20 protein-coding genes and 1 riboswitch are annotated in these 19,473 nt (G+C 63.1%); of the genes, 10 read left to right on the forward strand and 10 right to left on the reverse strand.

Going from position 1 to position 19,473, the window contains the following annotated elements; genetic code table 11:
• The first annotated feature begins 56 nt into the window (after nt 1-56).
• From BX592_RS23120 to BX592_RS23130, 3 genes are all read left to right on the forward strand, one after another.
• Nucleotides 57-785, forward strand: coding sequence for a YdcF family protein (locus tag BX592_RS23120; RefSeq protein WP_377681531.1), 729 nt, complete (start codon nt 57-59; stop codon nt 783-785).
• 424 nt (nt 786-1,209) lie between these two features.
• Entirely contained in the window at nt 1,210-1,443 is a 234-nt protein-coding gene (locus BX592_RS23125; RefSeq protein ID WP_134194910.1) for a hypothetical protein, read from the forward strand.
• Between the two features lie 247 nt (nt 1,444-1,690).
• Nucleotides 1,691-1,948 (forward strand): DNA-binding protein, encoded by a 258-nt coding sequence (locus BX592_RS23130; protein WP_134194912.1) that lies wholly within the window; start codon nt 1,691-1,693, stop codon nt 1,946-1,948.
• A 74-nt stretch (nt 1,949-2,022) separates the two neighbouring features.
• Here BX592_RS23130 and BX592_RS23135 read toward each other — a convergent pair whose 3' ends face one another.
• Together BX592_RS23135 and BX592_RS33975 are read right to left on the reverse strand one after the other, a co-directional pair.
• Nucleotides 2,023-2,313: a putative quinol monooxygenase gene (locus tag BX592_RS23135; protein ID WP_134194914.1), complete on the reverse strand. Its 291-nt coding sequence runs from the start codon at nt 2,311-2,313 to the stop codon at nt 2,023-2,025.
• Complete coding sequence (locus BX592_RS33975) at nt 2,306-2,452, reverse strand: hypothetical protein (RefSeq protein ID WP_166676438.1); 147 nt, start codon at nt 2,450-2,452, stop codon at nt 2,306-2,308. Before BX592_RS33975 ends, BX592_RS23135 begins: the two co-directional genes overlap by 8 nt.
• A 185-nt stretch (nt 2,453-2,637) precedes the next feature.
• Between BX592_RS33975 and BX592_RS23140 the strand changes: the two genes are divergently transcribed.
• The gene (locus BX592_RS23140) at nt 2,638-3,900 is read left to right on the forward strand and encodes an EAL domain-containing protein (RefSeq protein ID WP_134194916.1); all 1,263 of its coding nucleotides are present in this window, start codon (nt 2,638-2,640) and stop codon (nt 3,898-3,900) included.
• Nucleotides 3,901-3,917: 17 nt separating this feature from the next.
• Here the strand turns inward: BX592_RS23140 and arfB are convergent, their stop codons facing one another.
• Nucleotides 3,918-4,325 (reverse strand): alternative ribosome rescue aminoacyl-tRNA hydrolase ArfB, encoded by a 408-nt coding sequence (gene arfB, locus BX592_RS23145; RefSeq protein ID WP_134194918.1) that lies wholly within the window; start codon nt 4,323-4,325, stop codon nt 3,918-3,920.
• A gap of 220 nt (nt 4,326-4,545) precedes the next feature.
• Here arfB and BX592_RS23150 point away from each other — a divergent pair, with 220 nt between their 5' ends.
• On the forward strand, nt 4,546-7,119 hold the full coding sequence (locus BX592_RS23150) for an FUSC family protein (protein ID WP_134194920.1): 2,574 nt from the start codon (nt 4,546-4,548) through the stop codon (nt 7,117-7,119).
• 16 nt (nt 7,120-7,135) lie between these two features.
• Here BX592_RS23150 and BX592_RS23155 read toward each other — a convergent pair whose 3' ends face one another.
• Complete coding sequence (locus BX592_RS23155; protein ID WP_134194923.1) at nt 7,136-7,360, reverse strand: hypothetical protein; 225 nt, start codon at nt 7,358-7,360, stop codon at nt 7,136-7,138.
• Nucleotides 7,361-7,483: 123 nt separating this feature from the next.
• Nucleotides 7,484-7,960, reverse strand: a complete 477-nt coding sequence (locus BX592_RS23160) for an Lrp/AsnC family transcriptional regulator (RefSeq protein ID WP_134194925.1) — start codon at nt 7,958-7,960, stop codon at nt 7,484-7,486.
• Between the two features lie 152 nt (nt 7,961-8,112).
• On the opposite strand from BX592_RS23160, the gene BX592_RS23165 reads away from it, so the two are divergent.
• Nucleotides 8,113-8,814 carry a cysteine dioxygenase family protein gene (locus tag BX592_RS23165; protein ID WP_134194927.1) on the forward strand — a complete coding sequence of 234 codons (702 nt, stop codon included), beginning with the start codon at nt 8,113-8,115 and terminating at the stop codon, nt 8,812-8,814.
• A 110-nt stretch (nt 8,815-8,924) separates the two neighbouring features.
• Here BX592_RS23165 and BX592_RS23170 read toward each other — a convergent pair whose 3' ends face one another.
• From BX592_RS23170 to BX592_RS23180, 3 genes are all read right to left on the reverse strand, one after another.
• Nucleotides 8,925-11,732, reverse strand: coding sequence for a mechanosensitive ion channel family protein (locus BX592_RS23170; protein WP_377681530.1), 2,808 nt, complete (start codon nt 11,730-11,732; stop codon nt 8,925-8,927).
• A 192-nt stretch (nt 11,733-11,924) separates the two neighbouring features.
• A complete protein-coding gene (locus BX592_RS23175; protein ID WP_134194929.1) occupies nt 11,925-12,401 on the reverse strand; it encodes a BCAL1086 family glycoprotein in 477 nt (158 codons plus the stop codon).
• On the reverse strand, nt 12,398-12,895 hold the full coding sequence (locus tag BX592_RS23180) for a GNAT family N-acetyltransferase (protein ID WP_134194931.1): 498 nt from the start codon (nt 12,893-12,895) through the stop codon (nt 12,398-12,400). The genes BX592_RS23175 and BX592_RS23180 overlap by 4 nt, the downstream gene beginning before the upstream one ends.
• 98 nt (nt 12,896-12,993) lie before the next feature.
• Between BX592_RS23180 and BX592_RS23185 the strand changes: the two genes are divergently transcribed.
• Together BX592_RS23185 and BX592_RS23190 are read left to right on the forward strand one after the other, a co-directional pair.
• Complete coding sequence (locus BX592_RS23185) at nt 12,994-13,575, forward strand: DJ-1/PfpI family protein (protein ID WP_134194934.1); 582 nt, start codon at nt 12,994-12,996, stop codon at nt 13,573-13,575.
• Between the two features lie 137 nt (nt 13,576-13,712).
• A complete protein-coding gene (locus BX592_RS23190; RefSeq protein ID WP_134194936.1) occupies nt 13,713-14,039 on the forward strand; it encodes a hypothetical protein in 327 nt (108 codons plus the stop codon).
• Between the two features lie 96 nt (nt 14,040-14,135).
• On the opposite strand, the gene BX592_RS23195 is transcribed toward BX592_RS23190, so the two are convergent.
• Entirely contained in the window at nt 14,136-15,806 is a 1,671-nt protein-coding gene (locus BX592_RS23195) for a sensor histidine kinase (protein ID WP_134194938.1), read from the reverse strand.
• A 361-nt stretch (nt 15,807-16,167) separates the two neighbouring features.
• Here BX592_RS23195 and BX592_RS23200 point away from each other — a divergent pair, with 361 nt between their 5' ends.
• Nucleotides 16,168-17,370: an ammonium transporter gene (locus tag BX592_RS23200; RefSeq protein WP_134194940.1), complete on the forward strand. Its 1,203-nt coding sequence runs from the start codon at nt 16,168-16,170 to the stop codon at nt 17,368-17,370.
• Between the two features lie 131 nt (nt 17,371-17,501).
• A riboswitch (Fluoride riboswitch) is annotated at nt 17,502-17,563 on the forward strand.
• A 106-nt stretch (nt 17,564-17,669) separates the two neighbouring features.
• Entirely contained in the window at nt 17,670-18,056 is a 387-nt protein-coding gene (gene crcB / locus BX592_RS23205) for a fluoride efflux transporter CrcB (RefSeq protein WP_134194942.1), read from the forward strand.
• A gap of 68 nt (nt 18,057-18,124) precedes the next feature.
• On the opposite strand, the gene BX592_RS23210 is transcribed toward crcB, so the two are convergent.
• A complete protein-coding gene (locus tag BX592_RS23210; RefSeq protein WP_134194944.1) occupies nt 18,125-19,348 on the reverse strand; it encodes a GGDEF domain-containing protein in 1,224 nt (407 codons plus the stop codon).
• Between the last annotated feature and the right edge of the window lie 125 nt (nt 19,349-19,473).

Consider the following 19,473-nt stretch of genomic DNA (forward strand, 5'->3'; position numbering starts at 1 on the left):
GAACGCGCCAATACTCCGGAACAGATGTTCCAAAACGATACGTTACCCCAATCAAATTGATCCTATTCATTTTATTGACGCTTTTTTTTGCAGCATTTCTGCTAATGAAACGCGCTCGGGTAGTGATCGCCGTGAGCGCAGCGGTCGTTTTCTGGCTGATCGCGGCAGGCTGGCTTACCGCGCCGCTGCTTGCCCGCGTGCAGCCTGCCCGCGCCTACACCGGGGATTTGCCGGCATCCGCGTTCACCGCACGCACCGCAATCATCCTGCTTGGCGGCGGCACCGAGTACGCGAAGAATCGCATGCTGATCCCGAAGCATGACGTCTTTGCGCGCATCGGCAAAAGCGCGACGCTCTACGCGCAATGCAAGCGCACGGCGATCGTCTGCGATGTGATCGTAAGCGGCGGCAATCCGCAGCATCACGCTGCAAGCGAAGCCGACACCTATCTTCCGTGGCTACTGCGCGCGGACGTACCGCGCACCGACATCGTTCTCGAAAACCGCAGCCTCAATACGTATGAAAACGCGCGTAATGTCGCTGCTATTTTGCCGCACGGATATTACGGTTCTTTGATTCTCGTCACGTCCGCGTACCAGATGCCACGCGCGCTGCTCGATTTCCACCGGTTCGGTATGGTGCCGCTGCCGGTCGTGTCGAATACACGGCACGCGCAGCGCGGCGTGTTGCCGCGCTATGAGAATCTGGTCAGCGCGGAACTCGCTTTGCACGAACTGATAGGAATCGCCCAGTTTCATGTCTATCGCGCGCTCGGCTGGTTTTGAACGCGTCAGCTGATCCGCATCAGTGCGGATGTCGTGCACCTGGCAATTTGTTTAGCGATCCGACATATCATTCACAGGATAACGAACGGGCGCAATGCTAACGCTGTACCAACAGGCCCAAAACGGGCTAGCCAGCGCCCGTCCGCTATCGCGGCTACGCGGGCACAATCGCGCATTCGTCGCAATCGTCCCTTTTTACCTTTTACCCATCAACCTGGCCGATGTGGCGCACATCAAGCCCGTTCGCGAAGCCGTATAGCGCGGGCGTTCGCGGCTTCCCCGCGCGATCGTAACGAAATGTAACGGTATGTGAAATCTGTTGCTGCGTCACCGCTGGGCTGAACATTGCTGGATAGAATGCATTTGTCTTTCCCCTTGGACAGGCCATACTTGGGTCCATAACCACTCTCTCCGGAGGTTAGCGATGAAGAAAGTGTCCCTCGCAGTCCTGGTTTCCCTTTCGGCGTTGACGAGTGCCGCGTATGCCCAGCAGGACAAAGGCATCGTGATGAGCACCGATCCCGCGAAGGCCGCCGAGTTCGAGCAGCACGCACAAGACGTGCAAAACCGTCAGCAGGCCATGGATACCGCACCGGCGCCTCAGCACCACAAGGGCACGATGCATCACAAGAAACCGAAATCGGAGTCCGCTCAGTAACGGCGGCACGCATACGCGTACTGCCCGCGCCGGATCCGGCGTGGTGACATGCAACGCGGCTCGACGCGCATACCAGACAAAAGGCCGGAACCGTACACACGGTTCCGGCCTTTGTCATGATGCGGCTATGCTTCGACAAATATCTCGCCCACACACAGCGCAGCGCCATCTAGCGACGATATGCTAAAGTCGCGCCGGAATCCGATGGAACCGAATCAAACGTGCGCACCGAGGTGCGGAGGAAAGCATGAGCAACATCCAGCTGGACATCGAATGGACCGAGGCCGCCTCGCGCAAGATCGAAAAGCTGATGCCGCGTGGCAGTCAGGATGCGTTCCTCGCGTTGCCGCCAGTCGAATGCCTGCCGATGGAAGGCGACGTGCTGTTTCTCGGACCGGCGGGCAAGCAGCAACCGTTCATCGTCGCGGAGCGCCAGTATCACCATGACGGCGACGCGGACTGGACCATCATTCTGATTCTCGACGTTCCGCAAGCAACGCACTGATTCATCGCACGCAAGACCGCGCGCACCCCGTCATATTGTGAGCTCGCGCGACACGCGAAGCGCGAGCACGCGGTTCAGATGATCTTCTTCAGCACCCGGATTTCGGAGTGCTCGACCCAATCCGCAATCTGCTTCCGATACGCCGCGATATGCGCTGACTGCGCGTGCGTCGCAAGTGCGTCCTCGCTTTCCCAGCGTTCGTAGAAAACGAAGCGGCGCGGCTCGCGCAGGTCGCGATGCAAGTCGTACTGCAATGCCCCCTGCTCCGCGCGCGATGGCGCAACGATGCTTTCGAGCGCGACGCGCAACTGTTCTTCACAACCCGGTTTAGCGACCGAGATTGCCACGACTGCGATTTCACTCATTGTCGGCTTCCTTGTTTTGTGCAAAATCAAAGAGGATACCCGCGAAGCCGAAGTCGCGCCGGACGCGCTGCACCACGCGCGCAATCCTGTCGCGCGGCCGCACCGGGATTCTTGTCCGGGTCTGTGATAACCCGAACATTCGCGTAGCCTTCGATTTGCTAGACTGCTTCGGGCAAACTCGCCGGTGCCGCACCTGCCAGCCTTGCCCCGCACGCCCGTCAGCGCGGCGCATCTGCCGCGCGTAAGCTTCGCGCCGCCGCCGTATGGTTTTCCTGCTACCCGGTCCCACCACGCGCCGCACGCTGCATAGGACATTCTGACGCCATGCCAAACGTCGACGATACGACGCTCACTGGCCTCTTGCAGCACATGGTGCTGGAAGAGACAGGCTGGGCCGCACCCTGGCGCACGATCACGCTGCGCAGCGTGTTCCAGCCGGTCGTGTCCATCACGCATCAGCGCGTGGTCGGGTACGAAGCGCTGTTGCGAGCGTTCGATCCGATCGGCCACCCGATTTCTCCGGCCGTGCTCTTTTCCGGCACGCGCTCGACCGCCGATGCGCGCGCACTCGACCGGCTCGCGCGGTGCCTGCATGTCGCGAATTTCATGGAACAACGCATCGACACCGGCTGGCTGTTTCTGAACACACGGCCGCAGGTGTTCGAAACCGGCTGGCCGCAGCGACCATTTATCGACGAACTGTCACAGCATTTCGGACTGCCGCAGGAACGTGTCGTCATCGAGGTGCTCGAGCAACCGGCCGACGATGAATCCGCGGTCGCAAGCATGCTGGCCGCGTCGCAGCCGCGCGACTTCCTGATCGCGATCGACGACTTCGGCACGGGCTTCTCGAACTTCGACCGCGTGTGGCGCTTCCGGCCGGACATCGTCAAGCTCGACCGCTCGCTCGTCGCGCGCGCCGGACAGCGCGACAGCGACAACGCGTTGATCAATCATCTGATTACGATGCTGCATCAGTCCGGCACGATGGTGCTCGCCGAAGGCGTCGAAACGGAAGACGAACTGATGACGCTGATGCAGGCCGACGTCGATTTCGTGCAAGGCTTCTGGTTCGGCCAGCCCAAACCGTCGATCAAGGCCGCGAGCGCGCGCGTGCCCGAACTGATCGGGCAGATGTGGCGACAGTTCGCCGACTATGAACGCATGCACGCGCGCTATCAGCGTCCGGAATTCGAGGGCTTCACCGAAGCGGTGCTGGCCGGCGCGCAGATTTACGCGCAGTCAGGCGATCTGGAACAGGCCGCGCAGCCGGTCTTCAAGATTGCCGATGCCCGCCGTGTGTTCGTGCTGAACGAGCGCGGCGAGCAAACGCAGCCTTCGATCACAGCACGCAATACGCCGCCGCCATCACCGCGGCTCGCGCCACTCTTTCCGGACACGCGCATCAACTGGTCGCGGCGCGCGTACTTCAAGCACGCGTTGGCGGCGCCCGGGCGCGTCGCGATGATGGGTCCGCACTGCTCGCTAACCGACGGCGAAGACTGCTATACCGCAGCGGTCGCGGTGCGTCTCGATGGAGAACTCAGCGTGTTCTGCGTCGACTTCCTGCCGGGCAAGCAGCGCTAACTGCATCAACGCATCGTTCACTCTTCGCCGACCCTGCGCCGGCCCGATTTCACTTCGCCGCGATGCGACTTGCCGTCAAGACGCCGCGTCTGCGATGCGCGTGTCGGCCGCGTCGCGACGCGCGCCTTACGGTTTACGCTAACGCTCGCAATCAGTTCGTCGAGCCGGGCGAGCGCGGCAGCGCGATTCATCTCCTGCGTGCGGTACTGCTGCGCCTTGATGACGACCACGCCATCGCGGGTAATGCGACTGTCGTGCAGCGCCAGCAGGCGCATCTTCAGCACGTCCGGCAACGATGACGCGCGCACGTCAAAGCGCAAATGAATTGCGCTCGACACCTTGTTGACGTTCTGTCCGCCCGCCCCCTGCGCGCGCACGGCAGTCAACTCGATCTCGTTCGGCGGAATGACATGGCGATAGGTCATGATGGAGGCGCGGCGACACGACGCCAGCGCAAAAAAAAACCGGACGGCGGCGCCGCATACAGGCGGCGCCGAGGCAAACACGATCCGACAGCATAGCAAACGCGTCGACGCCGCTGAACCTGGCCTAACGGACAAGGTCAGACCGAAAATAAAATCAGTTAGACTCGCCTGCAGTTTTGCCCTGCATCATCCCAACATCTAGCACGCCCGGTCCCGTTCGATGCGCTACTCGGTTGAGATCAAGAAATTCCTGTACAGCCAATATTTCTACGGTGGCCTGCGCATCGCCGTGGGTGTGTCGTTGCCCGCGGTGCTGTGTCTAACGGTATTTCACAATCGCGAACTCGGCTTCACGATCGCGACCGGCGCGCTCGGCGCGTGCGCGGTCGATATGCCCGGCCCGCTCAAGTACAAGCACAACGAGATGCTGGCGTGCAGCGTGATCGGCTTTCTCGCGGCGCTCGCGACCGGACTCGCGACGATCAACGCGTTCGCGCTGTGGAGCACCGTCGTGCCACTTACGTTCGTGCTGTCGCTGATCGTCGTGTACGGCAACCGTTGGCCGCAGATCAGCTTCGCGACGCTGTTCATGATGACGCTGACGCTCGAGGAGCACTTCACGCCGTTGCAGGCGCTCGTGAACGCGTCGTGGATTCTGCTTGGCGGCCTGTGGTACACGTACTGGTCGACCTTCGTCAGCCGCTGGATGGTGCATCGGATCGAACAGCAGGCGTTGGCGGAGAGCGTATTCGCGTGCGCGGATTACCTGCTCGCGCGCGCCGACTTCTTCGATCTCGATAACAATCTGGACGACTGTTACCGCAATCTTGTCGCGAAGCAGATCGCCGCGGTCGAGCGCCAGGATGCCGCGCGCGACATCGTGCTGCGCAATCTGCCGAGACTGAAGAGCGGCCATCTCGAACCGGCGCGCGTCACGCTGTTCAATCTGTTTATCAATACCGTGGACCTGCATGAACTGTTCGTCGGCGCGCATACCGACTATCCGCTCGTGCGCACGACCTTCGGCGGTTCGGACGTGCTGATCTTCTACCGCGACCTGATTCGCAAGGCCGCGGCGGACCTCGAGGACATCGGCCTCGCGGTGCTGCAGGATCGCCCGCCGCGCGCGCGGATCAATATCAAAGCGGAACTGCGCGCGATCGAGTACGAGCTCGACCAGATGCGCAAGCAGGGTCTGCCAACGAAGAACGCCGAGGCGTACGCGGCCGTGTCGTCATCGTTCAGACGCCTGTGGAGCGGCACACGCATGATCGACAGGATGCGTCGCAGTCTCGCCGACCCGACATCGTCGATCGAAACGGAACTGCGGATCGACCAGGCGCTATCGAAATTCGTGTCCAGCCGTCGCGTGCCGTTCCGGCAGATTTTCTCGAATCTGTCGATGGCGTCACCGAGCTTTCGCCACGCGCTGCGCGTGACGATCGGCGTCGCGGTTGGCTTCTGGCTCGGACGGCTGCTGCCGCTCACCAACGCGTACTGGATCGTGATGACGGTGATCATCATCCTGAAGCCCGGCTATTCGCTGACCAAACAGCGTAACGGCCAGCGTATCGTCGGGACGCTGATCGGCTGCGCGGCGAGCATCGTGCTGATGATGTTCGTCAAGGAGCCGCATATCCTGCTGGTCGTGATGTTCGCGTCGATGGTGATGAGCTACAGCCTGCTGCTGTTCAACTACACCGCGAGCGTCGTATTCACGTCGTCCTACGTGCTGCTGATGTTCCATCTGCTCGCGCCGGGCAGCATGCGGATCATCGGCGAGCGCGCGATCGACACGGTGGTCGGCTGCGCGATCGCGATTGCCGCAAGCCACCTGTTCCCGTATTGGGAATACCGGCTGATGGGCAAGCTCGTGAACGACATGATCGCCGCGACGCGCCAGTATCTGGAAGCGAGCTGGTGGTGGAGCGGCAAGCCGGCCGTCGTGGTCGCGCCCGCGGTGGTCACCGAAGCCGGTGCGCGCGCGTCGGGCGTCGTCATCGCGACCGAACCCGTCACCGGCACGGCGGGCCGCCCCGCGGACGCGTCCGCGGATACACCCGCAGGGGTTCGCGGCTCCGCCAGCGCGAGGACCGGCGAACACGTCGACAGCGAACCCGGCATCCACATGGAAACGCGCGCCGTCAACCCGAAGGACGGGATCGATTCGAAGGACGAACTGGTCGCGACCCTCGCGGCCGCGACGGCGACCGCGATTCCTGCCGACCAGCCTGCGGCCAGCGCGGCCGGCGGGCGCACAGCGGCGTCGAACGCCGCGAGCTCCGCGGCAGCAGGCGCGCTCGATCGCGATTTTCGCTACCGTCTCGCACGCAAGAACGTGCATATCGCGTTTGCCAATCTCGGCCAGGCGTTCCAGCGGATGATGCTCGAGCCGAAGTCGGCGCAGAAGTTCGTTCCCGAATTGAACAATCTGCTGGTGCGCAGCCACGTGCTCGCATCGGAGATCACCGCCGCCGCACCGCTGCTGCGCACCGTGGTCCAGGCGGATCGCCATACGCAGCAGCCGCTGCAGCGCGGGTTGAGCGTCGTACGCGAAAACCTCGAGCAAGCCGAAGCGGGCACGCCGCCGCCCGCCGATCAGGCGGACCTGATGAAGCGACTGACCCGCGAACTCGACTCGATGGTGATTGACGCGGAAAAAGCGCCGGAGAGCGTCGGTAAAGCCGACGCGGTCAATGAATTGAAGCTGCTCGCGCATCAGTGCAAGCAGATGCTCGCGGCGTCGTGTCTGATTCGCAAGGATGCAAGTGTGATCCGGCTGCCGGAAAATTAAGCGGGCCGGTGCTGCGTCAGTGTGCCGCAGCACCGGAAGCGTTAGCCGCACTCGCCGCATCCGCGGCGGACGCTTGCACGGGGGCTGACGCGGTGATCGGCGTATCGTCCGGATTCTCGCGATCGAATTCGCGCTTCTCGGTGATCGCGTTATACAGCACGGTCGCGATCACCAGTGACACCACGACCACGATCAGCACGGCGACACGGAAGGTCGGGTTCTTCTTGCGCGGTTCGTTCATCTGAAAGCTCTGCCTGCGGTTAATTCGACAAAGCGGGCATTCTACGCTGCCCTGCCTTGCGGAGGGCTTGCAGTCCCGCGTTGCGATTCGAACCTGGCGGCGCTCCGACGATGTCCACGAACTTCAGTGACCGCCCGTCACCGCCACCGAGCGCACCGGCAGCGCGGTCGAATATTTGATCTGCTCCATCGCGAAGCTGGAGCTGACATCGTAAAGCGGCACCGAACGGATCAGTTGCTTGTACACACGGTCGTAGTCGTCGATATCGGACACCACCACACGCAGCAGATAGTCGGTCTCGCCGCTCATCCGGTACACCTCGACCACCTCCGGAATATCGCGCACCGCGCGCGTAAACGCCTCGGCCCACGCTTCGGTGTGCTGGTTCGTGCGCACCGCGACGAACACCGTCGTGCCGACGCCCAACTTGCGCGGATCGCACAACGCCACCTGCGCGCGGATCACGCCAGCCTCCTTGAGCCGCTGCACGCGCTTCCAGCATGGCGTCTGTGACAGGTTCACCCGCTGCGCCAACTCGGCAACCGGCATTGTCGCGTCCTGCTGGAGCAACTCAAGCAGCTTCCTATCGATGATATCCATGGATGATGTCCATTTAGTTTTTGCTTACGGATAGAAAAATTTTCTATCCTGGCGCGTTCCAGAGAAATTATATGAAAACTCTTTCTCCGCGCAAACCGGTATAAATGTGACTGCCCGACCACGCAAAATCATCAAGAACACCGGAGCCCCCGATGCGCGATTCCATTCACCCGCTCAACGCCGATCGTCACGGCAAACACACGTCGCGCTGTACCGCCGCGTCAAACCGCATGACGCTTTCCGTGCAGCCGGCGCCATGCGCAGCCCATGCGATTGAGCGTCTGCGCGCGGCGCTTGATGCCGCGTTCGATGCCGCGTTCGATGCGTGTCGGCAGTTGCCCGATCCATCGCATGACGCGCGCTTTGCCCGCGCGGTGCGCACCGCACTCGTCGAAGCGGCTGCCGATCCGCACCTGCTCGCGCCCGCGCATCGCGTAGCCGCCGCGGAAAAATACCAACGCCACCTGCTCGCCGCCGATCCGCTTGGCCGCTATGCGATCGCATCGCTGGTCTGGTTGCCGGGCCAGATGAGCCCCGTACACGCGCATCACACGTGGTGCGGGTATGTGGTGCTCGACGGCACGCTGAGCGAAGCGATCTATGAGTGGAACGAGACGGAAGACTACGCGGTACCGCTTCGCACGCGGGGGCGCGACAGTGGCGCGGTGTCGTACACGCGTGCAGGTCGCGGCTGCATTCACAGGCTGGGTAACGCGAGCGAAGCGACCGCCATCTCGCTGCATGTGTACGGCGTTCCCGACACGCAGTTCGCAACCCATGTGAACGACGTGGTGCGCTGCGCAGATCACGCGGAAAGCACACCGCGGGACGCAATCGCCGCGGTGCCTGCCTGAACCGTATCCGCGCGTTGCTCACCAGGCACGGCACCGCGTTGTGCGTGTCGATCGACTGATCGACCGATCGACGATGGTTGTTCTTGCAACCATCATTCGAGTGAACTTCGTCAGCTCTTCCCTGCTTCACCTGCCGTCGGAATCTGTGGCGGCACCGATGCGGTCTGGCCGGTGGACGGCGGCGCCGGGCGCGGTTCGTGTGAAACATCGCGTGCGGGCGGCGTCGCCAATCCGACACCGGCCGTGCCGCTGCCCGCGACAGTCAACTCCGGCGTCGCCCCACTCTTTGGCCGCAAAACGCTCATTCCCGCGTCTGCATGCGCGGTACTTGCCGGATTCATTTCATTGACGGCGGCCTCTTGCGCCGACTGCGCGGCCGCGGAATCGTCGGCAAACGGCTCGCCCTGATCGTCCGGCGCGCCCGTGAAAATGCGCATCTGCGGAACCGGAATCTCGATGCCCGCTTCGTCCATCTTGCGCTTCAGGCGGAGATTGAATGCGCGCGCGACGCTCCATTGCTGAAGCGGTCGCGTCTTGATCTGCCCTTTCACAACCATCCAGTTCGGATCGAACCGGTCCAGTCCCCACACTTCGACGGGCCCAAGCATCTCGCGCCGGTAGCGGAAATCGGCCATCAGGTCCGCGCCGACCGCACGAATCAGTTGCGTGACCTGATCGACATCGGCCGAGAACGGCACCCGCACTTCGAACACTGCGTACGCAAAGTCGCGCGACAGGTTCTTCACGATCTTGATCTGCGAGAACGGAATCGCATGGATCGCGCCCTGTCCGTCGCGCAGCCGCACGGTGCGAATCGACAGATATTCGACCGTGCCCGCATGCCCGCCGTCGACGTCGATCCAGTCGCCGACCGAGATCGTATCTTCGAGAATGATAAAAAGCCCGGTAATCAGATCGGCCACCAGCGATTGCGCGCCGAAGCCGATCGCCAGACCGATCACGCCCGCCCCCGCCAGCAGCGGCGTCACATTGATGCCCAGATTGGCTGCGGTCACGATACCCGCGATGGTCAGAATCAGCACGAACAGCACATTGCGCAACAGCGGCAGCATCGTGCGCGCGCGCATGCTCGGATTGCGCGCCTTGTTGCGCGGATTGGCCGGATTGAGCGCCTCGAGAATCGCGGTGTCGATCAGAATCCAGACGAGCCACGACAGGAACAGCGTCCCGACGATCGCCGACATCGCATGCGCGATGCCGCGCGCGGTCACGCTTTCCTCGATGATCTGCGCGAGCGACACGTCCCACAGCCGCGACGCGAGTTCGAAATACGCGAGCCAGATAAACAGCATCAGCAGCGTGCCGGCGAAACGCGTGAGCCGCGTCACATACGGCGAACGGCGCCGCCGCCGCGCGCTTTGCGGTCGCGTGATGCGTATCACGATGGCCGACAGGAAGAAGGCCAGCACCAGCAGCAATGCAGTGACCACCGAGATTTGCAGTACGTTTTCGCCGCTACCCATGCCGCCGATCGTCGCGACCACCGACGCGATCGCGAGCACCAGCATCGGCAGATGCCATAACGAGCCGAGCACGTCGAACGCGTCGGTCGCGACCTTGTGGCCATGCCGCTGTTCGTACGAACGGTTACGGATCAGATGCGCGACCGGCCGGCGAAACGCAATCGCAAAGTACGCGGTCAGCGCGGCGGCGGTCATGTTCGACACCGTCGACACGAGCGCGGCGAGATTCGTACCGAGCTGATGGGCCACGTCGTAGTTCGTCGCCGCGTCGCCGAGCGCGCTGCAAATGCCGATCGCGAATAGCAGCCGGCGCGCATGTTCGATCAGCAGATGCACGGCCGCACGCCGATGGCCGGAGCCGAACAGCGAGAACATGATCAGGCAGATCGCGGAGAACACCGCACCGGCGACGATTGCGTATGCAATCACCATTGCAACCGTGCGGCCCAGCGCGTCAGGCATCGAGCGCGCGAACATCAACGCGGCGAGAAACGCGACGATCCACGGTCCGACGCGGCGCAGCGCGAAAATCAGCAATTCGCGTGTGGTCGGATTCGCGTTCAGTCTGACGACGATCCCGTAGCGCGCGTGCACCTTGCGCTGCACATAAATCAGCGCGGCCGCGCACGCGCCCCAACCCGCGAGCATCGCGAACATATCGAGCAGGATGCGGCCGAACTTCTCGCGGCCCTGGCTCGACACGATCGTATACAACTCATTGCCTGCCGCATTCAGACGTCCGGACCAATAGCTGACCGGCGTGCGTCCATGATTCACATCCGCCTCGACCGACGCGATACCCGAAGCGATCGCGCCTAGCAGACCTGGGCTCGGTTGCGCGGGTGCGACCGGTCCGATGGTTTGCGTGGCTTCGCGCAGCTTCTTCAGTTGTGTGACGAGCGCGGTGCGCTGGCGGTCGTTATCGAGTGTGGAGATGACGCTGTCGAGCGACCGGTTGAGTTCGGCCTGACTCGCAGGCGACGGCGCGGACGCGGCTTGCGCAGCCGATGCGGATGACGCAGGCGACGCAGTTGCACTGTTGATCAGGCTTTGCAGCGCAGGCAGCACAGGACCGCCCGCGGCGTATGCGATGCGTGGCGCCGGCAGCAAACAGCAGGCGAGCGCGAACCCGGCGCACAGCGCGCCACGCGCGCGGTATGCGCAGCGGCCGTCGCGCCCCGCTGAGTGCACGCAAACCCCCATGCGAACCCACACGCGAAACCGCGCGAAAGACCGCACGCTAACAGGTGCAACCTCACGTACAACGGCGCGCATAACCACGCGCACAACCGCGCGCACAGCAACACTCGCTGCGAGCCACGCAAGCGAGAAGCACAACGAAAAGATCGCAAACGCCGACATGGCGAAGCGCGCCAAACGCTCACCGGCGTTCGACGCGGCTCGACATTCGCGCCGCGGCGGACATGACTTCATGACGGGTCGGTGACTAAACGGCAGACGGCCAAGTTTAGCCGCAGTTGCGCCCGCAAGGCCGCATCAAATGCGGGGATTGCGTAACGGAATGTTAGATCGCTTGCGCAGATGCGCAACCCGCGTTCCGCAGCGCAGCATACGCAGACGAATACCCGTCAGCCGACACGCGCGACGGACGACGCGACCGCGCGGCTACTTGTCCATCTGCTTTTGCGCGTCGCTCGTATCGCCAGACGCGGCCGCGGAATTCGCCGCGGCATCGCTTGACCACTGCTGCAGCCGGCGCCCTGCTGCGTCGAGCCCCGCGCCCGCGGTGCCAGCGGCCTTGCCGAGCGCGGCTTGGGTCGCGCTCGCCGCACCGTGCAGATTGGCTTGCGCGGTCGCTGCGAGATGGCTCGGATCGATATTCACGGTCGCGGCCGGATTAGACGCATCGGAGGCCGCTGTCGCGAAGTTCTGCTCAACGGTCGAGCGCGCAACGTCGGTCTGTTGCCCGACATAGCTCGACGCCTGATCGAGCTTTTGCCCAGCCTGCTGCGTCATATCGTTGAGTCTGCCGGTGGGCTGTCCCGCCGTCGCCTCATTTTTCCCGCATGCGGCAAGACCGCCGAGCAATGCAATTGTGAACACGGTACAGCGAACCAGCAGCGGACGGTAGAACGGAATCATTGAGGAATGTGCGCCGCGACAAGCGGCTTTTGCATGCGAAAGCGTTTCAATGATACGCCGTTGCGTTCGAGGTCCTCTTCCGCGAGCACATGAAACCCGGCCCGCTCGAAGCTGCGCTTCGCGCTCGCGCTCGCATGCGCGGTCAGCATCGGTGTGCCCGCCGCGCGCGCCACCGCCTCGAAGCGCGCAAGCAGCGTCCATGCGATGCCCTGCCCCGCGAACGCAGGCGCCGTATACAGCATCGATACATGATCGGCCGGATGCAATTGCCCGAATGCGGCAATTGTGTCATTCGCCACCGCGACGAGCGTCAGGCCCTGCGCAAGACGCGAAGCGAACGCGTCGAGATCGTCAGCCGACGCCGCCCACACCGTGCGGCCGGCGTCATCGTAATGCGACGCGGCGAGTTGCATCACCGCGTCACGAAACAGTACCGCGAGCGCAGGCGGATCGCCGGCCCGAAGGGTTCGCCATTCAATATGATCGATTGCCATTGCTTCACCATTCTTCGTGTTGCTGTCGTGCTTCTGTCGTGATCGAAGGAGTAGACTCGTCGGCGACCCACGTGTTCCATCCTCAACGGAGGCATTCGATGGCGGCAAAAAAGATTCTCTTTTTAACCGGTGATTTCGCCGAAGATTATGAAACGATGGTGCCCTTTCAGGCACTGCAGGCCGTCGGTCATCGCGTCGATGCGGTGTGCCCGGGCAAGCGCGCGGGTGAACGGATCAAGACCGCGATCCACGACTTTGAAGGCGACCAGACCTACAGCGAAAAACCCGGCCATCAGTTCACACTGAACGCGACGTTCGACGAAATCGAGCTCGCGCACTATGACGCGCTGGCCATTGCTGGCGGCCGTGCGCCGGAGTACCTGCGGCTCAATCAGAAAGTGCTCGACGTGGTGCGCCATTTCGCATCGGGCAGTAAGCCCATCGCCGCAATCTGCCATGCCGCGCAGTTGCTCGCGGCCGCCGACGTAATACGCGGCAAACGCATTTCCGCGTATCCCGCGTGCGCGCCCGAGGTCAGGCTCGCGGGCGGCGAGTACGCGGACATTGCGATCGATGCCGCGCACACCGATGCGAATTTCGTCACTGCGCCTGCATGGCCCGCGCATCCGGAATGGCTGCGGCAGTTCCTTGCGGTGCTCGGCACGCATATCGAACTCTAAACGACTCACGCGCATTGTGCCGCTGGCACGGCGATTCCGCGCGCGAGCGGCACAAACTCGAGCGTTTGAGACAAATCCGATGGTTTGAAGATCAGGGCCTCTCTAAAGTCGACCGCTGACTTTTTGAGGCCCTTTCGATGGACCTGATCAACTGGATCATCATGCTCGCCATCGCCTGGATTGCGGTGGCGTTTTTTTGCTGGCGCGAGCGCGCGGACTGGTCGATTGAAAATCGTGTGCGACGGCGCGCGGGGTCGCGCCTGATTGCGCAAGCGGTATTCGCGATATGGAGCGCCGCGCTGATCGTGGTGCGCGGGTTCGCGTTCACCAGCGTACAACGCATGCCGGAGACGACACCGCACGCGCTACTGATCGTTGCCGCGTTGCTTGCGGTGTGCGGCGGCTACTGGCTGATTCGCGGCGTGAAGCTTCTTAAGGCACGCAGGCTCTTCACTGCATGGTGAACAGGCGGAATAGACGCGGAACGAAGGCAGTACAACACGCTGAGGGTCGCGCAGCCGACAACAGCGAACGCGAATCGACCACATATCGACCGCGTATTAGCGCGTACTCAGCGGCCAGATCGCAAAGCCGAGGTCTTGTGTGCCGGCCGTTTCCTCGGTTACTTCTTCCGCCTGCGGCAAACGCGAAGCGGAATCGGGCAGCGACAGGAAGAACGTCGTGCCGACATCCTCCATCGATTCCGCCCATACGCGCCCGCCGTGACGCTCGACGACGCGGCGCACCATCGCAAGGCCGATGCCCTCGCCCGCGGCGATATCGCCGTGCAAGCGCTGGAACGCATTGAAAAGGCGTGGCAGCGCGACCTCCGGAATGCCGAGCCCGTTGTCCTTCACATAGAAAATGCGTAACGATTGCACACCCGGCGGAGCCGGCGCGGTGCCGATTTCGATGATGCCGTTGCGATCCGGATGCAGATAGTTGACCGCATTGCCGATCAGATTGGCAAACACCTGTTCGAGCGCGGTCGCATCGCCCCATACGCGCGGTAGCGTATGCACGACGACCCGTGCGCGACGCGCGCGAATCGACACCTGCATCGCATCGATCACGCGCTGCACAATGTCGCGCACATCGACCTGCTGACGCCGGTACTCGACACGGCCGACGCGCGACAGGCGCAGCAACGCATCGATAATGTGCGACGCGCGCAGCACCGCGGTCTGCAGGAAATGTAATGCTTCGCCGATGTCGCCATCGATGAGCCGCTCGATATGCTCGCGCTCCGTGCGTGACAGCGACGATTGCCGCACCGCTTTGCGCAGGTCGTCGCACGCGTGCAGCAGTTCCTTCGAAAAGCCTTGCAGATTGACGAGCGGCGCACGCAGATCGTGTGACACGCTATAGATGAAGGTTTCGTTTTCCTGGGTTTGCTGACGCAGACTTTCATTCGTGCGCGCGAGTTCGCCGGCGCGCCGCGCGAGGTCGAACTGGAAGCGCGCCTGCAAGCGCTCGGCTTCGAGCAGGCGGCGGCTCGTTTCATGCAACGTGCGGTCGAGGCGCGCGATTTCATCGGTACCGGTATCGAGCGGCGCGAGCGGTTCGTTACTCGCAAGACGGCTCGCATTATCGGACAGCAAATCGAGCCGGCCGCCGACGCCGCGCGTGAACAGCCAGCACGCGATCGCCACGAACGCGAGCGAGCCGAGCACCGCCGCGACAATCAGCACTTGCTGCCGCGCGCGCGCCGCTGCCGCCGCACTCGTGCGCAGCGCATCGAGCCGGCGTTCCTCGGTCTGAAACGCGGCGACCTGCATCCGGAAGTTATCCAGCACGTCGGCGTTCGCGAGATCCTTGAAGCGTTCGATCACGTCGTGCCGCCGCCCTGAGCGCATCAAGTCCTGCAGGCGATCCGACCACTGCCGGTACGCTTGCACGGCCTGGCGGATCTGCACCGCGCGCTCGACTTGCGCGGGGTCGTTCGACACGGTCTCGGCGAGCTGGTCGATGCGCCGGTCGGTGTCGATCCACAGCGACACCGGTGTGCCGACATCGCGCACGCCGCCTACCGCCGCGCCGCGCAGCCGCAGCGACTCGAGCAGCACCGGCTCGAGAATCGCGGTGGTCTGGCGCAGCACGTCCTCACTATGCAGACTCCAACGCTCCGCTTCACGCGCGTCCGCCTGCGCCTTGACGATGCCAGACAGCAACGCCAGTTCGATAACGGCCGGAATCGCGATGAGCAATAGCCCTTTGGTGGTCAGTCTCATTGAGGCGCGAGAAAAGTTCGAAGCGCCGCCAGGCGGCGCACGCGGGACCGGACATTATGTCGTTGTTTGAGTAGCGTGACAAAGATCGCGCGACGTACTCATGCAAAGAACGATAGTAATTGAAATGGAAGATTTCGCCCGATAATGGAACATCGCATCGCCCTTTTTTCGGGCAACGCACTTTGATAGTGCGCGCAAGCGATGCAACGCGGCCCGCGTTCGTAGTGAGGCCACGCGCTGCCGCCCGCCCGTCAGCCCAATTCAGTGCGGCCTTGCACTCATTCAATGCGTTTTCGAACCACATTGGCCCACTTCTTGCGTCCAATGCCCGCTTTTTGCGCAAAGCAGGTTTCAACGACCCATGGAAAACCTCAAAACCGGCACCGACACCCTCTTTCTGCTGCTCGGCTCCGCAATGGTGCTCGCGATGCATGCGGGTTTCGCGTTTCTCGAACTCGGCACGGTCCGGAAAAAGAATCAGGTCAACGCGCTCGTGAAGATTCTCGTCGACTTTTCCGTGTCGACGATCGCATATTTCTTTATTGGCTACACGATCGCTTACGGCGTGCAGTTTTTCGATAGCGCGAAAACGCTGGCTGAGCATGACGGTTATGCGCTGGTGCGCTTCTTCTTCCTGCTGACCTTCGCGGCCGCCATTCCGGCGATCGTGTCCGGCGGCATTGCAGAGCGGTCGAAATTCAACCCGCAACTGTTCGCGACCTTCGTGCTGGTCGGCTTCGTTTATCCGTTTTTCGAAGGGATCGCATGGAATGACCGCTTCGGCATCCAGGACCGGATCGCGGCATCTTTCGGCGCGCCGTTTCATGACTTTGCCGGCTCCGTGGTCGTGCACGCATTCGGCGGCTGGGTCGCGTTGCCGGCCGTGTTGCTGCTCGGCGCGCGTCACGGGCGCTATCACCGCGACGGACGCATCGCCGCGCATCCGCCATCGAATATTCCGTTTCTCGCGCTCGGCGCGTGGGTGCTCGCGGTCGGCTGGTTCGGCTTTAACGTGATGAGCGCGCAGACCATCGACCATATCAGCGGCCTGGTCGCCGTCAATTCGTTGATGGCGATGGTCGGCGGCACGCTGACCGCATGGCTCGCGGGCCGCAACGACCCGGGCTTCGCCTATAACGGTCCGCTGGCGGGGCTGGTCGCCGTTTGCGCCGGCTCCGACGTGATGCACCCGCTCGGCGCGCTGGTGACGGGCGGCATCGCCGGCGTGCTGTTCGTCCATATGTTCACCTGCGTGCAGAACCGCTGGCGCATCGACGACGTGCTCGGCGTATGGCCACTCCACGGCCTGTGCGGCGCATGGGGCGGCATTGCGGCCGGTATCTTCGGACTGCGCGCGCTCGGTGGTCTCGGCGGCGTGTCGTTCGTGGCGCAACTGGTCGGCACGCTCGGCGGGGTCGCGATCGCCACGTTGGGCGGCACGATCGTGTACGGCATCATCCGCGCGGCAGTCGGCCTGCGTCTCACGCAAGAGGAAGAGTTCGACGGCGCCGATCTATCGATCCACCGGATTTCGTCGACACCGGAACGCGAGACCGTGCTTTGAGCGGGTGTAGGCAAGCCGACTGAGTAGCGGCGCGTGCGAGCCGCCATCGCGCATCCGCTACGCGCCGCACAACCCGACTCTGCCCGCCTCGCAGCCGATGCCGCCCCGTTAGCGGGGCGGCAATGATAGACTTGCGCACCGGAGATGGCATTCTCCTTTAACCGCCCTCGTGGCTGATGATGCCTGCTTCGTCCGGCTGACCTCGGACGCTGCGTCATCACGCCGGTCGTCCAGCGTTGTTCGCGTGTGGTTCATCGTCAGCCGGGTTCGTCGACGTTTCCGACTTTCCAGGCCTTTCCATGTATCTGCTATCCATACTTGCCGTCGGCATCGGCGGCGCGCTGGGCTCGCTGTTCCGCTGGTTTCTCGCGATCCGCCTGAACGGCATCTTTCCCGCGCTGCCGCTTGGCACGTTCGCGGCCAATCTGATCGCCGGCTACATCATCGGCGTCGCGGTCGCCTTCTTCGCACGCAATCCGAACCTCGCGCCTGAGTGGCGCCTGTTTGTGATCACCGGTCTGATGGGTGGCCTGTCAACCTTTTCGACGTTCTCCGCTGAAGTCGTGCAACGACTGCAGGAAGGGCGCTATGGCTGGGCAGCGGCAGAAATTGCGGTGCATGTGTCGGCGTCGCTCGTCGCGACGATTGCGGGGCTGGCGACGGTTGCGCTGGCAGCGACCCGCTAATAACAGCTTGCCGGCGAGGGTTGACTGGCGGCAGCGCGGCTAGCGGCGCTCACGCCGCACATCGGGCATCAGCGCGGCAATGTCACGACATTGCCTTGTTGACGGCCGGGCCGTGTGCCGAAACGATAAGTCGAACGCCCGGCCTGCTTTGCCGTATACATCGCTGCATCGGCGACGTCGAGCAATTGCTCGACCGCATCGACACGATCCGGCCAGGTCGCAATGCCGACGCTCACGCCGAGCGGAAAACGCCCGCCGTAATCACGCTGTCCGATCTGCTGTACGCGCTCGATCAGCCGTCCCGCGAGCTCGCGCAACTGCGCTTCGTCGCTGTAGCCAGGTACAAGCAGCACGAACTCGTCGCCACCGACGCGCGCCAGCAAGTCCTGCTGGCGCGTCACCGTGCGCAGTGCCTCGGCAATACGGCGCAACAGCGAGTCGCCGGCGCTGTGACCGAGCGCATCATTGACACCCTTGAACCCGTCGATATCGAGGTAAAGCAGCGCAAGCCGCTCCGCGCCTGGCGCGGCGCTGCGTTCGCCCTGCTCGTCGAGCAGTTCGAGCAGCCTGCGCCGGTTCGGCAATCCGGTAAGCGGGTCGTGCGCGGCGGCCTTGTCGAGTGCCTTTGAGTGGGCGCTCATTTTGCCGAATGCCCGCCGTTGCACGAACAGCGTATACACCAGCAGACCGCAGATCAGCACCGCCAGCGCCGCGAGCGCGGCCGTGCCCCACACGATCCGGTCATGCGCATCGCGCACCGCGGCCGCGCGCCGCGCGCGCCAGTCGTGCAGCAACGCGCCGAGGTCGGCGCGCAGCGAATCCATATAGCGCTTGCCCTCGTTCGTCTGCACGAGCGCGATCGCCGCTTCCCGATTGCCTGACTGCGCAAGTTCGACGGTGCGCGCGAGCTCGGTGACCTTCATCGTCTTCGCGTGCTCGATACGGCGCACGAGTTCGACCGATTTCTCGTCGTTCGTGACGACTCGCTGCAACTGCAACACCGTATCGTCGAGATCCTCGACGCCGGCTCGATAGGTCCCCAGATAGCGTTCGTCGCCCGTTAGCAGATAACCGCGCTGACCGGTCTCCGCATTCTCCAGGTCGTGCAGCACCCGGTTCGCCGCGCCCAACACCGCGAAAGCGTCCTCGTCACGCAAGCCATCTTCGACAATCTTGCGCGCCTCGAAAACAAATAGCGCGGCGGCAACGATCAAGCCGATCGCCATCACCGCATAGAGCGACAGAAAGCGGTTTCGATCAGCATGGGCAGAACGGGCAAGACGCGACTGCAAAAAGAACTCCAGGCGGTAGCGGTACGGGCTACATGATAGCGAAACCCGCGCAAGCGGCCGATATCCGGCGAACATTACCGTGCCCCTGAACAAAACACCTTCTCACCGCGAAACGATCGACAGCG

This window comes from Paraburkholderia rhizosphaerae (genome assembly GCF_004366595.1).
Classification (GTDB): domain Bacteria; phylum Pseudomonadota; class Gammaproteobacteria; order Burkholderiales; family Burkholderiaceae; genus Paraburkholderia; species Paraburkholderia rhizosphaerae.